The organism is Allobosea sp. MMO-172, assembly GCF_037147855.1.
Taxonomy (GTDB): domain Bacteria; phylum Pseudomonadota; class Alphaproteobacteria; order Rhizobiales; family Beijerinckiaceae; genus Allobosea.
This window is the reverse complement of record NZ_JBBCUM010000011.1, coordinates 131,456-146,128: the sequence shown is the minus strand read 5'-3', so window position 1 is coordinate 146,128 and position 14,673 is coordinate 131,456. Positions and strand designations below refer to the sequence as shown.

Below are 14,673 nucleotides of genomic sequence, written 5' to 3'. Positions count from 1 at the left end.
TCGTTATTTCAATTATATAAGTGTTCGCAGTTTTATCTTGAATGGCGCGCCAATACTTGATATTTATCGATGATTGCCCGTTTTTAGCTTGCTTGAAGCCGGCTTTAGGCTCGCTTTGGTGCAGCACGAATCCAGCCTCGACGCTCGGCCTTCGAAGGCGTGATGGTCAGCGCCATGTCCGCCGGCCGATCACCGTATTCGTCGATTAATCGGCTTCCGCTTCGATCAAGGCGGCGGGCGAGGCCGGCATCTCCGCATCATCGTCACGGGCTGAAGAAGGGGCGATGCGACCGTCGCTGATGTCGCACGCGCCGGGCGCTTCTGCCGAGGACCAGTGCTGCATTCATATAACACCGCGCTGAGGCCTGGGGCAGGCGGGCTTGGCCCCCGCCTATATTCGCTGCTTTACTGAGTTCCGGAATCGCGCTCCGCCCCGTTGCTGATGGATCAATATGCCGCCGCTCGGCCTTACGTCTCGCCAGAAGCAGATTCTCGCCGCTGTGCAGGAGGTCGGCTTCACGACGATCGAGAGTTTGGCAACCCGCTTCGAGGTGTCGCCCCAGACCGTCAGACGCGAAATCATTCGCTTGCAGGAACAGAATTATCTGCAGCGCTTCCATGGCGGCGCCGGCCTCGCGTCAGGCGGCATTCGCTCGGCCTATGCGCAGAAACTCACCATTTCAACCAAGGGCAAGCAGCAGATCGGAGCGGCTCTGGCGGAGATCGTGCCGGCAGGCGCTTCCGTGTTCCTCGACGTAGGTACCACTGTCGAAGCTGCTGCCCGTGCATTGTTAGGCAAGCCAGGGCTGCGCGTCGTCACGGCGAGTGTTTCGGTCGCGCAAATCTTCTGCCAGGGCGGCGTCTTCGAAGTCGTGGTCACAGGCGGAACCACGCGCGGCGCCAATGGCTCCCTTGTTGGCCAGCAGGCCATCAAGGTGATTGCCGGTTTCCGCTTCGACTATGCCATTCTCGGTGCCGGCGGCTTCGACGACGATGGCGCGCCGATGGATTTCGATCTCGAGAAGATCGCCGTTCGTCAGGCGGCGATGGCGCGGTCTCGCCAGACCGTGGTGCTTGCGGACCACAGCAAGTTCGGCCAGGTCGGCACGGCGAGGATCGCCGAACCCGGCATGGTCGATATGTTCGTCGTCGATGCCGAACCGACCGAGCAATTGCGCGAAAGCTGGCGCAAGAGCGGCAGCCGCTGGCTTGTCGCATAGGCGGATAGAGGTAACTGCGTAGCCGGCAACCCTTGTAACGCTGATCGATATTGATCAGGATGGAAGAAATTATGCGCGAGCGCTGATCAAAAGCGCCGCTTCCGGGGAGGTTGCCATGCTGCGTGCCAAGATCGCGTCCCTTTGCCTGCTTGCTCTCGGTGTCGGGCTTGCCGGACCGGCCCAGGCGCAGGATTGCGCCAATCGCGGGACGCTCGATGCCCGCTATTGCGACGCCAATCGCGACCTGCTCGCCGATACGCCGGCCGATGCGTCCAAGCAGAAGGACCCGGACACGCTGATCTTCTCCTACACGCCGGTGGAGGACCCGTCGGTCTACGAGAACGTCTTCGCCGATTTCCTGGCTCATCTCAGCAAGACGACCGGCAAGAAGATCAAATGGTTCGGCGCCGAATCCTATGCCGCGCAGGTCGAGGCGATGCGCTCGGGCCGTCTCCATATCGCCGGCGTCGCCAGCGGGCCGACGCCTTTCGCGGTCAATCTCGCCGGCTTCGTGCCGATCGTCGCGATGGCCAAGAAGGACGATTCGATCGGCTATACGCTGCAATTGATCGTGCCGAAGGATTCTCCGATCAAGACCATCGCCGATCTCAAGGGCAAGCGCGTCGCCCACGTCGCGCCATCCTCGAACTCAGGCGATACCGCGCCGCGCATCCTGTTCAAGGAGAAGGGCATCGTGCCCGGCAAGGACTACGAGGTCCTCTATTCCGGCAAGCACGACAACTCGATCATGGGCGTGGTCAACAAGGACTACGACGCCGCGCCGGTCGCCTCCAGCGTGGTCGAGCGCATGGCCGACCGCGGCATGTTCAAGCGCGACGATATCCGCATCGTCTATGAATCGAGCCCGTTTCCGCGCACGGCCTTCGGCATCGCCCATGACCTGAAGCCGGAACTGCAGGCCAAGATCAAGCAGGCTTTCCTGAGCTTCGATTTCCTCAATTCGGCGCTCGCCAAGGAGTTCAAGGACACCAAGGGCTTCAAGGAGCTGAGCTACAAGGACGCCTGGGGCGACATCATCCTGATCCAGAGCAATAGCGGCATCACCTATACCCAGGATGGCCTCTCGAAGCTGAAGGGCGATTGATGTCTGCTGTTTCGGGGGCTTCGGCCGGCGGCGCTCCGCTGCTGGCCGTCGCGGGGCTGACCAAGGTCTATCCGACCGGCAAGAAGGCTTTGGGTGGCGTCGATGTCGTCATCGACCGGCCGCAGCTCGTTGCCGTGATCGGCTCGTCCGGTGCCGGCAAGAGCACCTTCATCCGCTGCATCAACCGGCTGGTCGAGCCGACCGCCGGCAGTGTGCGGCTCAACGGCGAGGATATCGTCGCGCTCGACCGCAAGGGCCTGCGTGCCGCGCGGCGCCGGATCGGCATGATCTTCCAGGAATACAACCTAGTCGAGCGGCTGAGCGTGATGCAGAACGTGCTCTCGGGGCGGCTCGGCTATACCGGTCTCTTCGCCTCGCTGCGCTATCGTTTTCCGCCCGAGGATATCCAGGCTGCCTTCGCACTGCTCGATCGCGTCGGGCTCGACGGCTATCATAACCAGCGGGCGGATGCGCTCTCCGGCGGCCAGCGCCAGCGCGTCGGCATCGCGCGCGCCCTGATGCAGCGGCCGGACCTGCTGCTGCTCGACGAGCCGACCGCCAGCCTCGATCCCAAGACCTCGCGCCAGATCATGCGGTTGGTGCGCGAGCTCGTGGCCGAACGCCAGACCCCGGCGATCATCAATATTCACGACGTCGCGCTCGCCCGCGCCCATGCCGACCGCATCATCGGCATGAAGGACGGGCTGATCGTGTTCGACGCCGAGGCCTCGGCTCTGACCGATGCGGCGCTGACCCGGATCTATGGCGAGGAAGACTGGTCGGCCCCGCATGACGAGGACGACGAAGCTCCCACACCGGCTACAACGATGGCTCCCGTCGGCGCGCTGTCATGACCACGGCCGTCGCCTCCTATCCGAGCCGCTGGCGCGCGCCGAGCATCTTCGGCAGCCCCAGCCGCAGGCTCGCCTTCTGGGCCTTGGTCTGCGCCTATCTGGTCTGGTCGCTCTCGACGCTCAATGTCGATACGGCCCGCATCCTCGCCGGCCTGCCGCGCGCCTGGACGATCCTGGCGCGGATGGTCCCGCCTGATTTCGGCCGCTGGGAGCTGCTGCTCACCGGCATGGTCGAGAGCGTGCAGATCGCGATCGCCGCGACGATCATCGGCGCGGTGCTGTCGATCCCGATCGGTATCGCGGCTGCGGCCAATCTCTCGCCGCGCCCGCTCTACCTGTTGGCGCGCGCCTTCATCGTCACCGGCCGGACCTTCCACGAGGTCATCATTGCGATCTTCTTCGTGAAGCTGTTCGGTTTCGGCCCCGTCGCCGGCCTGCTGACGCTCGCCTTCTCCTCGGCGATCTTCCTCGGCAAGATGCTGGCCGAGGATATCGAGAACATGAAGCCCGGCCCGGTCGAGGCGATCCGTGCGACCGGCGCGAGCTTCGGCCAGACCTTCTTCTACGCGGTGGTGCCGCAGGTTCTGGTCAAGACGCTGGGCGTGCTGATCTATCGGCTCGATTCCAATCTCCGGCATTCAACCGTGATCGGCATCGTCGGTGCCGGCGGCATCGGCCAGACGCTCTCGGCCTCGTTCTCGCGCTATGATTTCGACTTCGCCAGCGCGATCCTGCTGACGATCGCGGCGATGGTCGCCTTCGGCGAATGGTTCAGCGACTGGGCCCGGCGGAGGCTGAGATGACCGCGCACCAGCTTCCGCAAGGCCGCACGCCGAAGCGCAGCTATCCCGACCATTGGGAACGCTATTCGCTGCGCGAGCGCATCGTGCAGTGGGTCTGGCTCGGCGGCATCGCGATCGCCGCTGCCTGGTCGGTCTCGGCGCTCGACATCGAATGGGCCTTCTTCGCCGATGCGCATGAGCAGGCGGCCGACCTGATCTCGCGGATGTGGCCACCACGCTGGACCTATCTGCCGCGCATCGTCCAGCCGCTGATCGAGACGCTGCATATCGCGACGCTTGGCACGATGATCGCCATCGTCTTCGCCCTGCCGGTCGCTTTCCTCGCCGCGCGCAACACCACCTACAACCAGGCGACCTGGCTGATCGGCCGTGCCATGCTGGTACTGTCGCGCTCGATCAATACGGTGATCTGGGGTCTCCTCTTCGTCGCGATTTTCGGGCCGGGGCCGGTCGCCGGCATCTGCGCGGTCGCGGCGCGCTCGGTCGGCTTCATCGCCAAGCTCGTCGCCGAGGCGATCGAAGAGGTCGATGCCGGCCAGATCGAGGCCGTCGAATCGACCGGGGCCAGCACCTTGCAGGTCTATGGCGTCGCCATCCTGCCGCAGATCCTGCCCGTGCTGATCGGCACCTCGATCTATCGCTGGGACATCAATGTGCGCGAGTCGAGTGTGCTCGGGTTCGTCGGCGCCGGCGGCATCGGGCTGCTGCTCTACGCCTCGATCAACCAGTTCGCCTGGTCGCAGGCGATCGTGATCCTGATCGCCATTCTCGGCATCGTCATCATCAGCGAGGCGCTTTCTGCCTATGTCCGTTCTCGCATCGTCTGATCTGCCTCGGCAGACATGCTTCCTGGAGGGCATGGCCCAGCTGGCCGGGCGCTATGACGGTTTCCTGCTGGACCAGTGGGGGGTGCTGCACGACGGCGCTGTCGCTCATGACGGAGCCGTGGCCTGCCTTGAAGCGCTGCGCGCAGCCGGAAAACGCGTCATCATCCTCTCGAATTCGGGACGCGGAGGCAGCGAGAACGAAGCGATTCTCGCTAGCATGGGCTTTCAGCGCGGCCTCTACGATGTCGTTGTTTCCGCGGGCGATGATGCCCGCGATGCGCTGCTGAAGCGCGACGAGCCCGCTTATCGCGATCTGGGGCTGCGTTGTCTGCCGCTCACGCGCCCCGGCGAGGAGCATCTGGCCGGCGGCCTGGGCCTCGCGCTTGTGGAAACCCCCGAGCAGGCCGATTTCCTCTTTACGCTTAGCATCGATGCCGAGAGGCAATCCGTCAGCGGGTGGCGGCCCCTGCTGGAACGCGCCCTGCGGCTGGGCCTGCCGATGATTTGCGCGAACCCGGATCGCCAGCGTGTCCATCCGGGCGGGCGCCTGCTCGAGGCGCCCGGCGCAGTCGCACTCGCCTATGAGCGGATGGGCGGGACGGTGCATTATCACGGCAAGCCGGAAGCCCGCATCTATCGCACGTGCCTGCAGCGGCTGGGATTGCCGCCCGGTCGTCTGCTCGCGATCGGAGATTCGCTCGAACACGACGTTGCTGGCGCGGCGCGCGCCGGTGTGGATTGCCTCTTCATCGCGGGAGGCATTCATCGTGACGAGTTGAGCTGGAACGAGGGTAATCAGGCGTTTCAGCGGAGCTGCAACGCCCTGTTCGCCCGCAACACCGATGCGCCGCAATATTGCCTGCCGACATTCGCCTGGGAGCCAGGCGGGGGAACCAAGAGCAGTTCCATCGGCTCGTTCGGGTCGGCAACGCCATGACGGAATATTCGCAACGGTGACGCCCAGAGGGCGCCTATGACGGCGCGTCGCAATGTCGGGAGCAACGTCAAGCGCGCCGAGGTCCAACGGCGGGGCATCGGGATTGGCCGCCTTGCGCCGCTTCCGAAGGTTGGCTGAACTCCCGACAATGGACACGCCCTTGCGGCGAATTCAGGCCTTGCGTCGCCGCTCGGGGGCTTGCGATGCACCGGCCCAAGGCAGAGGCGCGCGTCAGGCTAGTCCAATCAAGCGGGCGATCTCGGCCTCATTCGCGGCGAGGTGGTCCATCATTTGCCCGGCGTGAGGCACACGCTGCCCGGCACCTGCATAGGGAATGGCGCGCCTGACGAAGGCGAATAGCTCGGAGGTCACGGCGCCGAGCGGCTTGACCTTGCGCATATCCACGGCCTGCGCCGCCACCATGAGCTCCATGCCGAAGATCGAGCGGCAGAGCGCGGCCAGCTCCGCCGTGCGCCGCGCCGCGAGGCCAGCCATGCTGGCGCGATCGAGATTGCCGTTCGAATGGCTCGAACTCGCAAGCTCATTCACCACCGGGGCGCCGAGGAGCCGGGCCTCCGACGTGATCGACTTGTGAAACTGCGCGAGGCCGTTGAAGCCCGGCAAGCCGACGCCATCCTCCTCGATCAGGCCGACGCTCAAGCCCGACCAGAAGGAATCGGCCTGCTTGGCCAGCCGCTCCGTCGAGCTGGTCACGACCGGCACCATCGCAAGCCGGGCGGTATCCAGCGCCATCGCCAGCGCCACCATGTCGAAATTGGCGACCGAGACCAATTGGCGCTGCTCGATCGCCACGATCGGATTGTTCTGGCTCGCGCTCAGTTCGACGGCGAGCTGCCTGCCTGCAAAGGCGAGGCTGTCCGCGGCGTTGCCGTGAATCAGTGGCAGCGAGCGGAAGCTCAGCGGGTCCTGGAGATGACGCGGCCCGCCGGGCTGCATCAGGTAGCTGCCGGCGAGATAGGTGCGGATCGCGCGGCCATGGCGCAGCACGCCGTCGAAGGGGCGCGAATTCAGCGCGGCCTCCGAAACGATCGAGGGATTGGCCGCGAAGCCTTCCATGCTGAACGCACCTGCCAGGGTGGCGAAATCGAGCATGTGCGAGAGGTCGTGGAAGGCAAGCGCCGCCGTGCCGATCGAGAGTGCGCTGGAATTCAGCAGCGCGAGCGCCTCTCCGGCCGCGAATTCATGGTCCTTGTAGAGGTCCAGCGCCAGATCCGCGATCGGCGACATGTCGCTCTGGCCCATCGAACCCCAGAGATGGACGTCGATGCGGCGATCGGTGTTCAGCGCCTCGACCAACATCTCGGCCATCACCGGCCGAACGCCGAGATAACCCGTCGCCATGCTGTTGAGCAGGACGACCATCATCGCCCGCACCGTCTCGCGCGAGGCGAGGGGGCCGTGCCCCATGTTATGGGTCAGAAGCAGGCGGCGGTTGAATTCGGGAATCCGGTCGGGAGCAAGCATGGTGCCGGTCTTGGCGCCGACGCTGCTGGTGACGCCATAGATCTTCTCGCCCTTGCGGACGACCTCGTCGACGACCCCGCGCGCCTGGCCGATGCGTCCCATCGCCTCTGGCGCAAGAACCACGCGCGCTCCGAACCGGGCGGCTTGGACGATCCCCGCCGGGTCCAGGGTCCGGCCGGAAATCTCGACGATGGCCTGCATGATGATCGGTCCCGGGGTTTGGCGGCAATCTGCAATCGGGTCGCGCAGCGCCGCAGAACCGATCAATAAAAGGACAATAATCTAGTTCATTGAATTAATGATGTGCCTGCGGCTCGTCAACAGCCGGCCGTTGCGGTAGCCTGCGGATCGTCGCAGGTCAGATTGGGAGCCGCATGATCGTCCGCAGCGTTTCATCAAAGCCGTTGGATTTCAAAAGATCCGGCATTTCCCGCTATCACCAGCTCGCCACCCTGTTCCGGCGCCGGATCGAGGCCGGGCAATGGCAGGTTGGGGAACAGATTCCGACCGTCGACGAACTCGCCACCGAATGCGGCGTGGCGCGGGCGACGATCCGCCAGGCGCTGGACCTGCTGGAAGACGAGGAGCTGATCGAGCGCTATCGCGCCCGCGGCACCTTCGTGCGCCGGCGGCCGGCCGAGAATCTGTGGTGTGCCGTCGGGACGGATTGGTCGGGCCTGCTGCGCCCGAGCTATGACGCGACGATCGAGATATTGCATGACGAGGCCGACAGGGCCCTGCATGGCTTCGAGGGGCAGATCGGAACGCTTGCCCCTTCCTATCGGCATGTCCGGCGCCGGCATTGGCGGCATGGCCAGCCTTTCCTTCTGGCGGATCTCCATATCGACGAGCGGCTTCGTGATCGCATGTCCCAGCGCGACCTCGAATCGAAGACGGCTCTGCGGCTGGTCTCCGAAGTCGAGGGTGTCGAGATCATGGATGCCCGCCAGACGCTGACCATCGGCACGGCCGATATCGAGACCAGCGAGGCGCTCGGGATTTCTCTGGATTCGCCGGTCGCCTTCGTTCATCGGCAAGCCCTCGATCAGGACGGCATGCTGATCCTCGACGCGAAGGGCATCTATCGCGGGGATGTCGTCAAGTTCGACGTCAAGCTGCGCTAGATATCAGCGCCCTTCGAACCGGGGCGGGCGCTTCTCCAGAAAGGCGCGCATGCCTTCCTTCTGGTCCCTGGTGTCGAAAAGCTGGACGAAGGCCTTGCGCTCCAGCGCGAGCGCCGTCTCCAGGGGCACGTCCTGCCCGAGCTGCACGACGTCCTTGATCGCCTGGACCGCCAGCGGCGGCATCGCTGCCACCGTGCTTGCCAATGCCAGGGCGCGATCAAGGGCGCTGCCATCCGGCACGACCTCCGAGAGCAGCCCGGCCTGGAAAGCCTCAGTCGCGGTCAAGGTCTCGCCCGTCAGGGCGAGCTTCATGGTGCGGTATTTGCCGATGGTGCGCAGGAGGCGCTGCGTGCCGCCGGCGCCGGGCATGACGCCGACGCGGATTTCCGGCTGGCCGAAGCGTGCGCTTTCGCCGGCGACGATCATGTCGCAGCACAGCGCCGTCTCGCAGCCGCCACCCAAGGCATAGCCCTCGACGGCCGCGATCAGGATCTTCGGGCAGTGCCGCAGCACCGTGAACATCCGGTCGGTCGCCAGCGCCTGATGCTGGGCCGGGCCCATCGGCTCCATCTCGGCGATATCGGTGCCGGCGATGAAGTAGCCGCCGGCCCCGGTCAGGACGATGACGCGCACGCTCGCATCGGCCTCGAGTGCAAGGACCGCGTCGGCAATGCGTGCCTTGATATCGAGGTTGAGCGCGTTGCGGCGCTCCGGACGGTTCAGCGTGATGACCGCGACACCATCGGAAGCGTGGTGCCGGGTGACAGGTTCGGACGAGGTCATCTAGCCGCCCCCGAAGACCGGCTTGCGCTTCTCGGCAAAGGCGCGCTGCGCCTCCTTGGTGTCCTCGGATGAGGCCAAGGCAACGGTCTGCGACTGCTCGAAACGATAGCCGTCGCGCAGTTCGAGACCCTCTGTGACGTTGAACGACCGCTTGGCGGCCTGGACCGCCGAAGGGCTCTTCGACGCGATCTCGCGCGCGATCTCCTGGGCCAATCCGAGCAGGCGCTCGGCCGGCACGCAATCCGAGGCGACGCCCATCCGGTAGAGCTCGGCGCCGCGCACCCGGCGCGCGGTGTAGATCAGCAACCGCGCATCGGATTCCCGGAAGAACCGCCTGACATGGCTGACGCCACCGGCCAGCCCGACATCGACCTCGGTCATGGCGAAGAATCCCTCTTCCGCCACGAGGATGATGTCGCAGCACAAGGCCAGCACGCAGCCCGCGCCGATGGCCGCGCCGTTGACGGCTGCGATGACCGGCTTGGCGCATTCCATCACGGTGTCGAAGGAGGCGCGCACGAGGCGGTTATGGCGCGGATAGGCGCCGGCTTCCTCCGCGAGACCGGGCCGCTCCTTCAGGTCGGCCCCTGCCGAGAAGGTCTTGCCGGCGCCGGTCAGCACGATCGCCCTTACATCGGTGCGGTCGCTGAGGCTGTCGAAGACAGCGACGATCTCTTGCCGGAACTGGCGGTTCTGCGCGTTCACCGGGGGGCGGTCGATCGTCACCGTCGCGACGAAATCGCTGACGCTGACCGTCAGGCATTCCAGGGCGTCAGCCATCTCAAACTCCATATCGTAGCGGTGCGGCTTCGCGCCGGCGTCAGAATCCGTAGAGCGTACGGGGATTGTCGACGAGGATACGCCGTCGCTGCTCGGCATCCGGAACCCAGTCGGCGAACAGGTCGAGCAGGTGGCCGATATCGGGAGTTCGCTCGGCCAGGCGCAGATGCGGCCAATCAGAGCCCCAGATCATCCGCTCGGGGTTCGCCGCGATCAGCGCATCATGGAACGGCCGGGCATCGGCATAATCCGGCAGGTCCTGGGAGATGCGGCACAGGACGAGCTTGATCCAGAGCCAGCCTTCCCGAAGCGCTGCGAGAATCGCGTTGAAGGCGGGATCGCCCAGCCCGCGCGCGATCTGGAGGCCGGCCATGTGGTCGAGCACGATCGGAATGCCGCTGCTGCGATAGAGCGGCAGATTCGCGGCATGCCGGTCTATTCCCGCCCAGACCTCGGCATGCCAGCCTCGCGCCCGCATGCCGGGCGCCACGGCGGGGAGGGTGTCTGTGCCGACCGAGCCTGGGAAAGGGCCGGTTCCGCCCGGCACCGTCATGTCGTTGAACCGCAGGCCGCAGATACCTGCTGTATGCCAGCTGTCGAGATCGGACGGAGGCACCCGTTCGCTTGCCGCTGCAATCCCTCGCAAACGGCCGTTCGCGGAGGACAGGGCATCGAGGATCGGCGCAGGGTCTTCGCCATAGGCGCCGGGCTGGACGAGGACGCCGCGGGACAGGCCGATGCGGTCCAGCATGTCGCGATGCGCCTGCGCCGGAGCGAGCGGCGCCGCGTAATGCATCTGGTGGGACACCGGAAAGCGCTCATAAGGCCCGAAGACATGCGCATGGCAGTCGCACGCCCCTGCAGGCAATGCCCATCCGGGCGCATGATGTGACCGTGGTGCGACCGTTTCAGTCACGGCTGCTCGCCTCGTCCGGGCGGGTGGAAGCCGGCAGGCATGTCGGCCCGTCCTGTAAGCGGGGGAGAGGAGGAGAGGCTCCGTCCGGCAGCGGGATGCCGTGGGCGTTCAGCGTCATCGACACCATCGTGTAATAGCCGATCACGCCGGTGAGCTCGACGGCGCCGCGCGGCCCCCATCTCTCGACGACCGCGGCATGCACGGCATCGGGAACCGTGCCGGCCTGCAGAAGCAGGCGGGCATAGTCATAGATCTCCTGCTCTTCATCCTCGGCGAAGACCGGCGCCTGGCCGAGCCGGATGGCCTCGATGCAGGCGGCGTCGAGGCCCGCGACCTTCGCCGCTTCGGCATGGATGTAGAATTCCAGCTGACTGTTCCAGTGGCGCCCGACGACGATGATGGCGAGTTCGTTGAGCTTCGCGGGCAGCAGCGTCGAGTAGCGCAGGAATTCGCCGAGCCTGGACCAGCGCGTGGCGAGTTCCGGGCTGTGGATCACGGCCCGCAGCGGCCCGACCAGCCGCCCGCGCGGCCCGGAGATGACCTCGTCATAGACCTTGCGCTGATCGGCGGTGAGTTCATCGACGGCCGGTAGGTGAAGGCGCCCCATTCTGTCTTCCATCAAGCTTGTTCGGCCAGGCCGATATCGCGAAGAATCTCGTCGGTATGCTCCCCGAGCAAAGGCGGGGGACGGTCGAACGAGAGCGGCTCGTTCTCGAAATTCAGCGGGCTCACGACCTGCGGAACTTTGCCGGCCAGCGGATGCGGCAGGTTACGCAGCATGCCGCGGTGCCTGACCTGAGGGTCGTCGAAGACCTCGGGGACCGTGTTGATCGGGGCGCAGGGGACGCCGACCGCATCGAGCGCCGCAATCAGAGCGTCGCGATTGAAGCGGCCGAAAGCAGCGCGCAGCAACGGGTCGAGCAGGCCGTGATTGGTCACGCGCGCCGGGTTGGTGGCGAAGCGCGCATCCTGCGCCCATTGCGCCTCGCCCAGAGCCTCGCAGAGCTTGGCGAACTGCCCGTCATTGCCGACGGCGAGGACGATGAAGCCGTCGGCGCAGGGGAAAACATCCTGAGGCTGGATATTCGGGTGACGATTGCCGCCGCGCACCGGCGCGCGGCCCGAAACCAGCCAGTTCATCGCCTGGTTGGCGAGGAATCCGGTCTGAACGTCCAGCATGGCGAGGTCGATATTGTCGCCCTTGCCGGTCTCGTTGCGCCTGACCAGGGCCGCGAGCACGCCGACGGCCGTGTACATGCCGGTCATGATGTCGACGATGGGAACGCCGACCTTCTGGGGTCCAGCGCCCGGCATGCCCTCGCGCTCGCCGGTGACGCTCATCAGGCCGCCCATGGCCTGGATCGCGAAATCATAGGCCGCGGCCGATCTGCGCGGGCCGCTCTGGCCGAAGCCGGTCACCGAGGCGAAGATCAGCCGGGGATTGATCGCCTTGAGCGCCGCGTAGTCGAGGCCGTAACGGGAGAGCGTCCCGACCTTGTAGTTCTCGACGACGATATCGCTCCTGGCGGCCAGCCGGCGGATGATATCCTGCCCTTTCGCGCTGGTGATATCGACGGTGATCGAGCGCTTCCCGCGATTGACCGAGAGGTAATAGCCGGCCTCGCTGGTCGGGTTGCCGGCCTCGTCCTTGAGGTAGGGCGGCCCCCAAGCCCGCGTGTCGTCGCCGGCCTCGGGACGCTCGACCTTGATCACGTCGGCGCCGAGATCGGCGAGGATCTGGGTCGCCCACGGGCCGGCCATGATCCGGCTGAGATCGAGGACGCGGACATGGCTGAGGGGGCCTTGGCGCTGGGTCTCAGCCATCGTCGCGGACCTCCGTCGCGATGGCCGAGGGGCGCTGGCGGAAGGCGTCATGCCATGGCGCCAGCCGGGGATGGCTCGCCCGCCAGTCCAGATCCTCGAAGCGGAAATCCAGATAGGACAGGCAGCAGCCGAGCGCGATCCCCGAAAGCTGCAGCGGCCCGGATGTGATCGGGCCGGCTTCATCCTCGAACCGCGCGAGGGTGGCCGATGTCTTGGTTGCGAAGCTCGACAGCCATTCCGCCGTCTGCTTCTCGGCGGGCTTGTTGCGCTCGTTGCGCCAGAGGATGAGCAGGTCGAGAAAGCCGGTCGCCAGCGCATGCCGGCTCAGCTCGCGCCAGCGCTCCGCCCCCGCGGCAGGAATGATGACGCCGCCACCGGCCAGTGAATCGAGATATTCGCAGATCACCCCGGAATCGATCAGCGCCGAGCCGTCGGCCAGCACCAGGGTTGGGATCTTGCTCAGCGGATTGTCGGGCAACAGGTCCGGATTCGGCTTCGTCATCTGGACGACCGTGCGCCGCAGCGTCAGTCGATCGGTCAGGCCCAGCTCATGCGCAGCCACCATCACTTTCCGCACGAAAGGCGATCGTGGCGACCAGTGAAGTGTCATATCGCCCATTGCTCGCTCCCGGTTCGATCGGCGCAAATCTATTAGTTCAGTTTTATGGCCTATAACAACCTGGCGCTGGCCTGTCGAGCGCGGTGGCGTATCGAGTTGGTGGCGCGGGCAGGGGATAAGCCCTCGGATCACGCAGATGCGCGCGGCGGTAAGGCTCTCAGGCGCGGCTGGCGATGCGGTTGACGGTTGCGTATTGCGTCAATAGGCTAGTCTTATGTCCTTTTAAAAAGATAATCGGGAGGAAACGATGAAGGCAATCCATGCTGCTTTCGCGGCAGCGGCGATCATGGGGACGGCTGCAACGGCGCAGGCCGGTACGCTCGAGAAGGTCAAGGAGCGGGGTGAGCTGATCTGCGGGACGAGCCCGGGCGTTCCCGGCTTCTCGCTGCCGAATGCGCAAGGACAATGGGGCGGGCTCGATGTGGACCTGTGCCGCGCCGTTGCCGCGACGGTCCTGGGCGATGCCAAGAAGGTCAAATACATCTCGCTGAATCCGAAGGACCGCTTCGCGGTCGTGCAATCCGGCGAGGTCGACGTGCTCTCGCGCCAGACGACATGGTCGCTGTCGCGCGACACGACGCTCGGCCTGTCCTTCTCGGCGATCACCTATTTCGACGGCCAGGCGCTGATGGTCAAAAAATCCATGGGCATCAAATCCGCGAAGGATTTGGGCGGCGCGACGGTCTGCGTCCAGGGCGGCACGACGACCGAACTGAACATTGCCGATTTCTTCCAGAAGAATGGCCTGAAATACGAGCCGGTTAGCTTCGCTTCAGGCGATGAGGCGATCAAGGCCTTCGAGACTGGTCGTTGCGACGTCTTCACCACCGATGCATCGGCGCTCTACGCCTATCGCCTGAAGGTCGCCAATGGGCAGGATTTCGTCATCCTGCCGGAGCTCATCTCGAAGGAGCCGCTGGGGCCGGCTGTTCGCCGCGGTGACGAAGCCTGGGCCAATATCGTCCGCTGGGCGCATTACGCGATGGTCAATGCCGAGGAACTGGGCCTCACCTCGGCCAATGTCGACGAGCGAGCGAAATCGACCAATCCAGAGATCAAGCGCTTCCTCGGCATCGACGGCAATCTCGGCGAGGGCCTCGGGCTAACCAAGGACTGGGCCTATCGGATCGTCAAGCAGGTCGGCAATTACGGGGAGAGCTACGAAAAGTACCTCGGACCGGCGTCGCCGCTGAGCATCCCGCGCGGCGCCAACAATCTCTGGTCGAAGGGTGGCCTGCAATATGCCCCGCCGGTCCGCTGACAGGCGCGCCGCTTCCTGAAGCGCCCTGCAAACGCAGGGCGCGATCGCGCTTTCGCGCCCGGTGGGGACCGGGCGCTGCGTCGAGCCGGGCGCCAAGCCAGCCCGGCCGATCCAAGAACGACAACAACAGAAGGG

General features: G+C 65.4%; 16 protein-coding genes. 8 read left to right on the top strand and 8 right to left on the bottom strand.

The genetic code is table 11. From position 1 onward, the window contains the following. Positions 1 to 205 precede the first annotated feature (205 nt). A complete protein-coding gene (locus WFK61_RS17305) occupies positions 206 to 343 on the bottom strand; it encodes a hypothetical protein (protein ID WP_336813325.1) in 138 nt (45 codons plus the stop codon). 109 nt (positions 344 to 452) lie between these two features. Here WFK61_RS17305 and WFK61_RS17300 point away from each other — a divergent pair, with 109 nt between their 5' ends. The 6 genes from WFK61_RS17300 to WFK61_RS17275 all read left to right on the top strand — a co-directional run bounded on the left by WFK61_RS17300 (position 453) and on the right by WFK61_RS17275 (position 5,746). Next, positions 453 to 1,220, top strand: a complete 768-nt coding sequence (locus WFK61_RS17300) for a DeoR/GlpR family DNA-binding transcription regulator (protein ID WP_336813324.1) — start codon at positions 453 to 455, stop codon at positions 1,218 to 1,220. 115 nt (positions 1,221 to 1,335) lie between these two features. Then, positions 1,336 to 2,325 carry a phosphate/phosphite/phosphonate ABC transporter substrate-binding protein gene (gene phnD, locus WFK61_RS17295; RefSeq protein WP_336813323.1) on the top strand — a complete coding sequence of 330 codons (990 nt, stop codon included), beginning with the start codon at positions 1,336 to 1,338 and terminating at the stop codon, positions 2,323 to 2,325. 38 nt (positions 2,326 to 2,363) lie between these two features. Next, positions 2,364 to 3,179: a phosphonate ABC transporter ATP-binding protein gene (phnC, locus tag WFK61_RS17290; protein WP_336813374.1), complete on the top strand. Its 816-nt coding sequence runs from the start codon at positions 2,364 to 2,366 to the stop codon at positions 3,177 to 3,179. After that, complete coding sequence (gene phnE / locus WFK61_RS17285; RefSeq protein WP_336813322.1) at positions 3,176 to 3,982, top strand: phosphonate ABC transporter, permease protein PhnE; 807 nt, start codon at positions 3,176 to 3,178, stop codon at positions 3,980 to 3,982. Before phnC ends, phnE (WFK61_RS17285) begins: the two co-directional genes overlap by 4 nt. Further along, on the top strand, positions 3,979 to 4,809 hold the full coding sequence (gene phnE / locus WFK61_RS17280; protein ID WP_336813321.1) for a phosphonate ABC transporter, permease protein PhnE: 831 nt from the start codon (positions 3,979 to 3,981) through the stop codon (positions 4,807 to 4,809). The genes phnE (WFK61_RS17285) and phnE (WFK61_RS17280) overlap by 4 nt, the downstream gene beginning before the upstream one ends. A 31-nt stretch (positions 4,810 to 4,840) precedes the next feature. Further along, the gene (locus WFK61_RS17275; RefSeq protein ID WP_336813320.1) at positions 4,841 to 5,746 is read left to right on the top strand and encodes a TIGR01459 family HAD-type hydrolase; all 906 of its coding nucleotides are present in this window, start codon (positions 4,841 to 4,843) and stop codon (positions 5,744 to 5,746) included. A 231-nt stretch (positions 5,747 to 5,977) separates the two neighbouring features. Here WFK61_RS17275 and WFK61_RS17270 read toward each other — a convergent pair whose 3' ends face one another. Next, positions 5,978 to 7,432, bottom strand: a complete 1,455-nt coding sequence (locus WFK61_RS17270) for an aromatic amino acid ammonia-lyase (RefSeq protein WP_336813319.1) — start codon at positions 7,430 to 7,432, stop codon at positions 5,978 to 5,980. Positions 7,433 to 7,635: 203 nt separating this feature from the next. On the opposite strand from WFK61_RS17270, the gene WFK61_RS17265 reads away from it, so the two are divergent. Continuing rightward, positions 7,636 to 8,355 (top strand): GntR family transcriptional regulator, encoded by a 720-nt coding sequence (locus WFK61_RS17265; RefSeq protein ID WP_336813318.1) that lies wholly within the window; start codon positions 7,636 to 7,638, stop codon positions 8,353 to 8,355. Between the two features lie 3 nt (positions 8,356 to 8,358). Here the strand turns inward: WFK61_RS17265 and WFK61_RS17260 are convergent, their stop codons facing one another. Genes WFK61_RS17260 through WFK61_RS17235 form a run of 6 tightly spaced genes read right to left on the bottom strand, consistent with a single transcriptional unit; the run spans position 8,359 to position 13,268 of the window. After that, positions 8,359 to 9,138: an enoyl-CoA hydratase-related protein gene (locus WFK61_RS17260; RefSeq protein ID WP_336813317.1), complete on the bottom strand. Its 780-nt coding sequence runs from the start codon at positions 9,136 to 9,138 to the stop codon at positions 8,359 to 8,361. Then, positions 9,139 to 9,918 carry an enoyl-CoA hydratase/isomerase family protein gene (locus WFK61_RS17255; protein WP_336813316.1) on the bottom strand — a complete coding sequence of 260 codons (780 nt, stop codon included), beginning with the start codon at positions 9,916 to 9,918 and terminating at the stop codon, positions 9,139 to 9,141. It lies immediately after the preceding gene. A 40-nt stretch (positions 9,919 to 9,958) separates the two neighbouring features. Beyond that, positions 9,959 to 10,834 (bottom strand): amidohydrolase family protein, encoded by an 876-nt coding sequence (locus WFK61_RS17250; protein ID WP_336813315.1) that lies wholly within the window; start codon positions 10,832 to 10,834, stop codon positions 9,959 to 9,961. Next, positions 10,827 to 11,441: a carboxymuconolactone decarboxylase family protein gene (locus tag WFK61_RS17245; RefSeq protein WP_336813314.1), complete on the bottom strand. Its 615-nt coding sequence runs from the start codon at positions 11,439 to 11,441 to the stop codon at positions 10,827 to 10,829. The genes WFK61_RS17250 and WFK61_RS17245 overlap by 8 nt, the downstream gene beginning before the upstream one ends. 11 nt (positions 11,442 to 11,452) lie before the next feature. Beyond that, positions 11,453 to 12,658 carry a CaiB/BaiF CoA transferase family protein gene (locus tag WFK61_RS17240; RefSeq protein ID WP_336813313.1) on the bottom strand — a complete coding sequence of 402 codons (1,206 nt, stop codon included), beginning with the start codon at positions 12,656 to 12,658 and terminating at the stop codon, positions 11,453 to 11,455. After that, positions 12,651 to 13,268, bottom strand: coding sequence for a glutathione S-transferase family protein (locus WFK61_RS17235; RefSeq protein WP_336813373.1), 618 nt, complete (start codon positions 13,266 to 13,268; stop codon positions 12,651 to 12,653). The genes WFK61_RS17240 and WFK61_RS17235 overlap by 8 nt, the downstream gene beginning before the upstream one ends. 256 nt (positions 13,269 to 13,524) lie before the next feature. Between WFK61_RS17235 and WFK61_RS17230 the strand changes: the two genes are divergently transcribed. Further along, on the top strand, positions 13,525 to 14,538 hold the full coding sequence (locus tag WFK61_RS17230) for an amino acid ABC transporter substrate-binding protein (protein ID WP_336813312.1): 1,014 nt from the start codon (positions 13,525 to 13,527) through the stop codon (positions 14,536 to 14,538). Positions 14,539 to 14,673 lie beyond the last annotated feature (135 nt).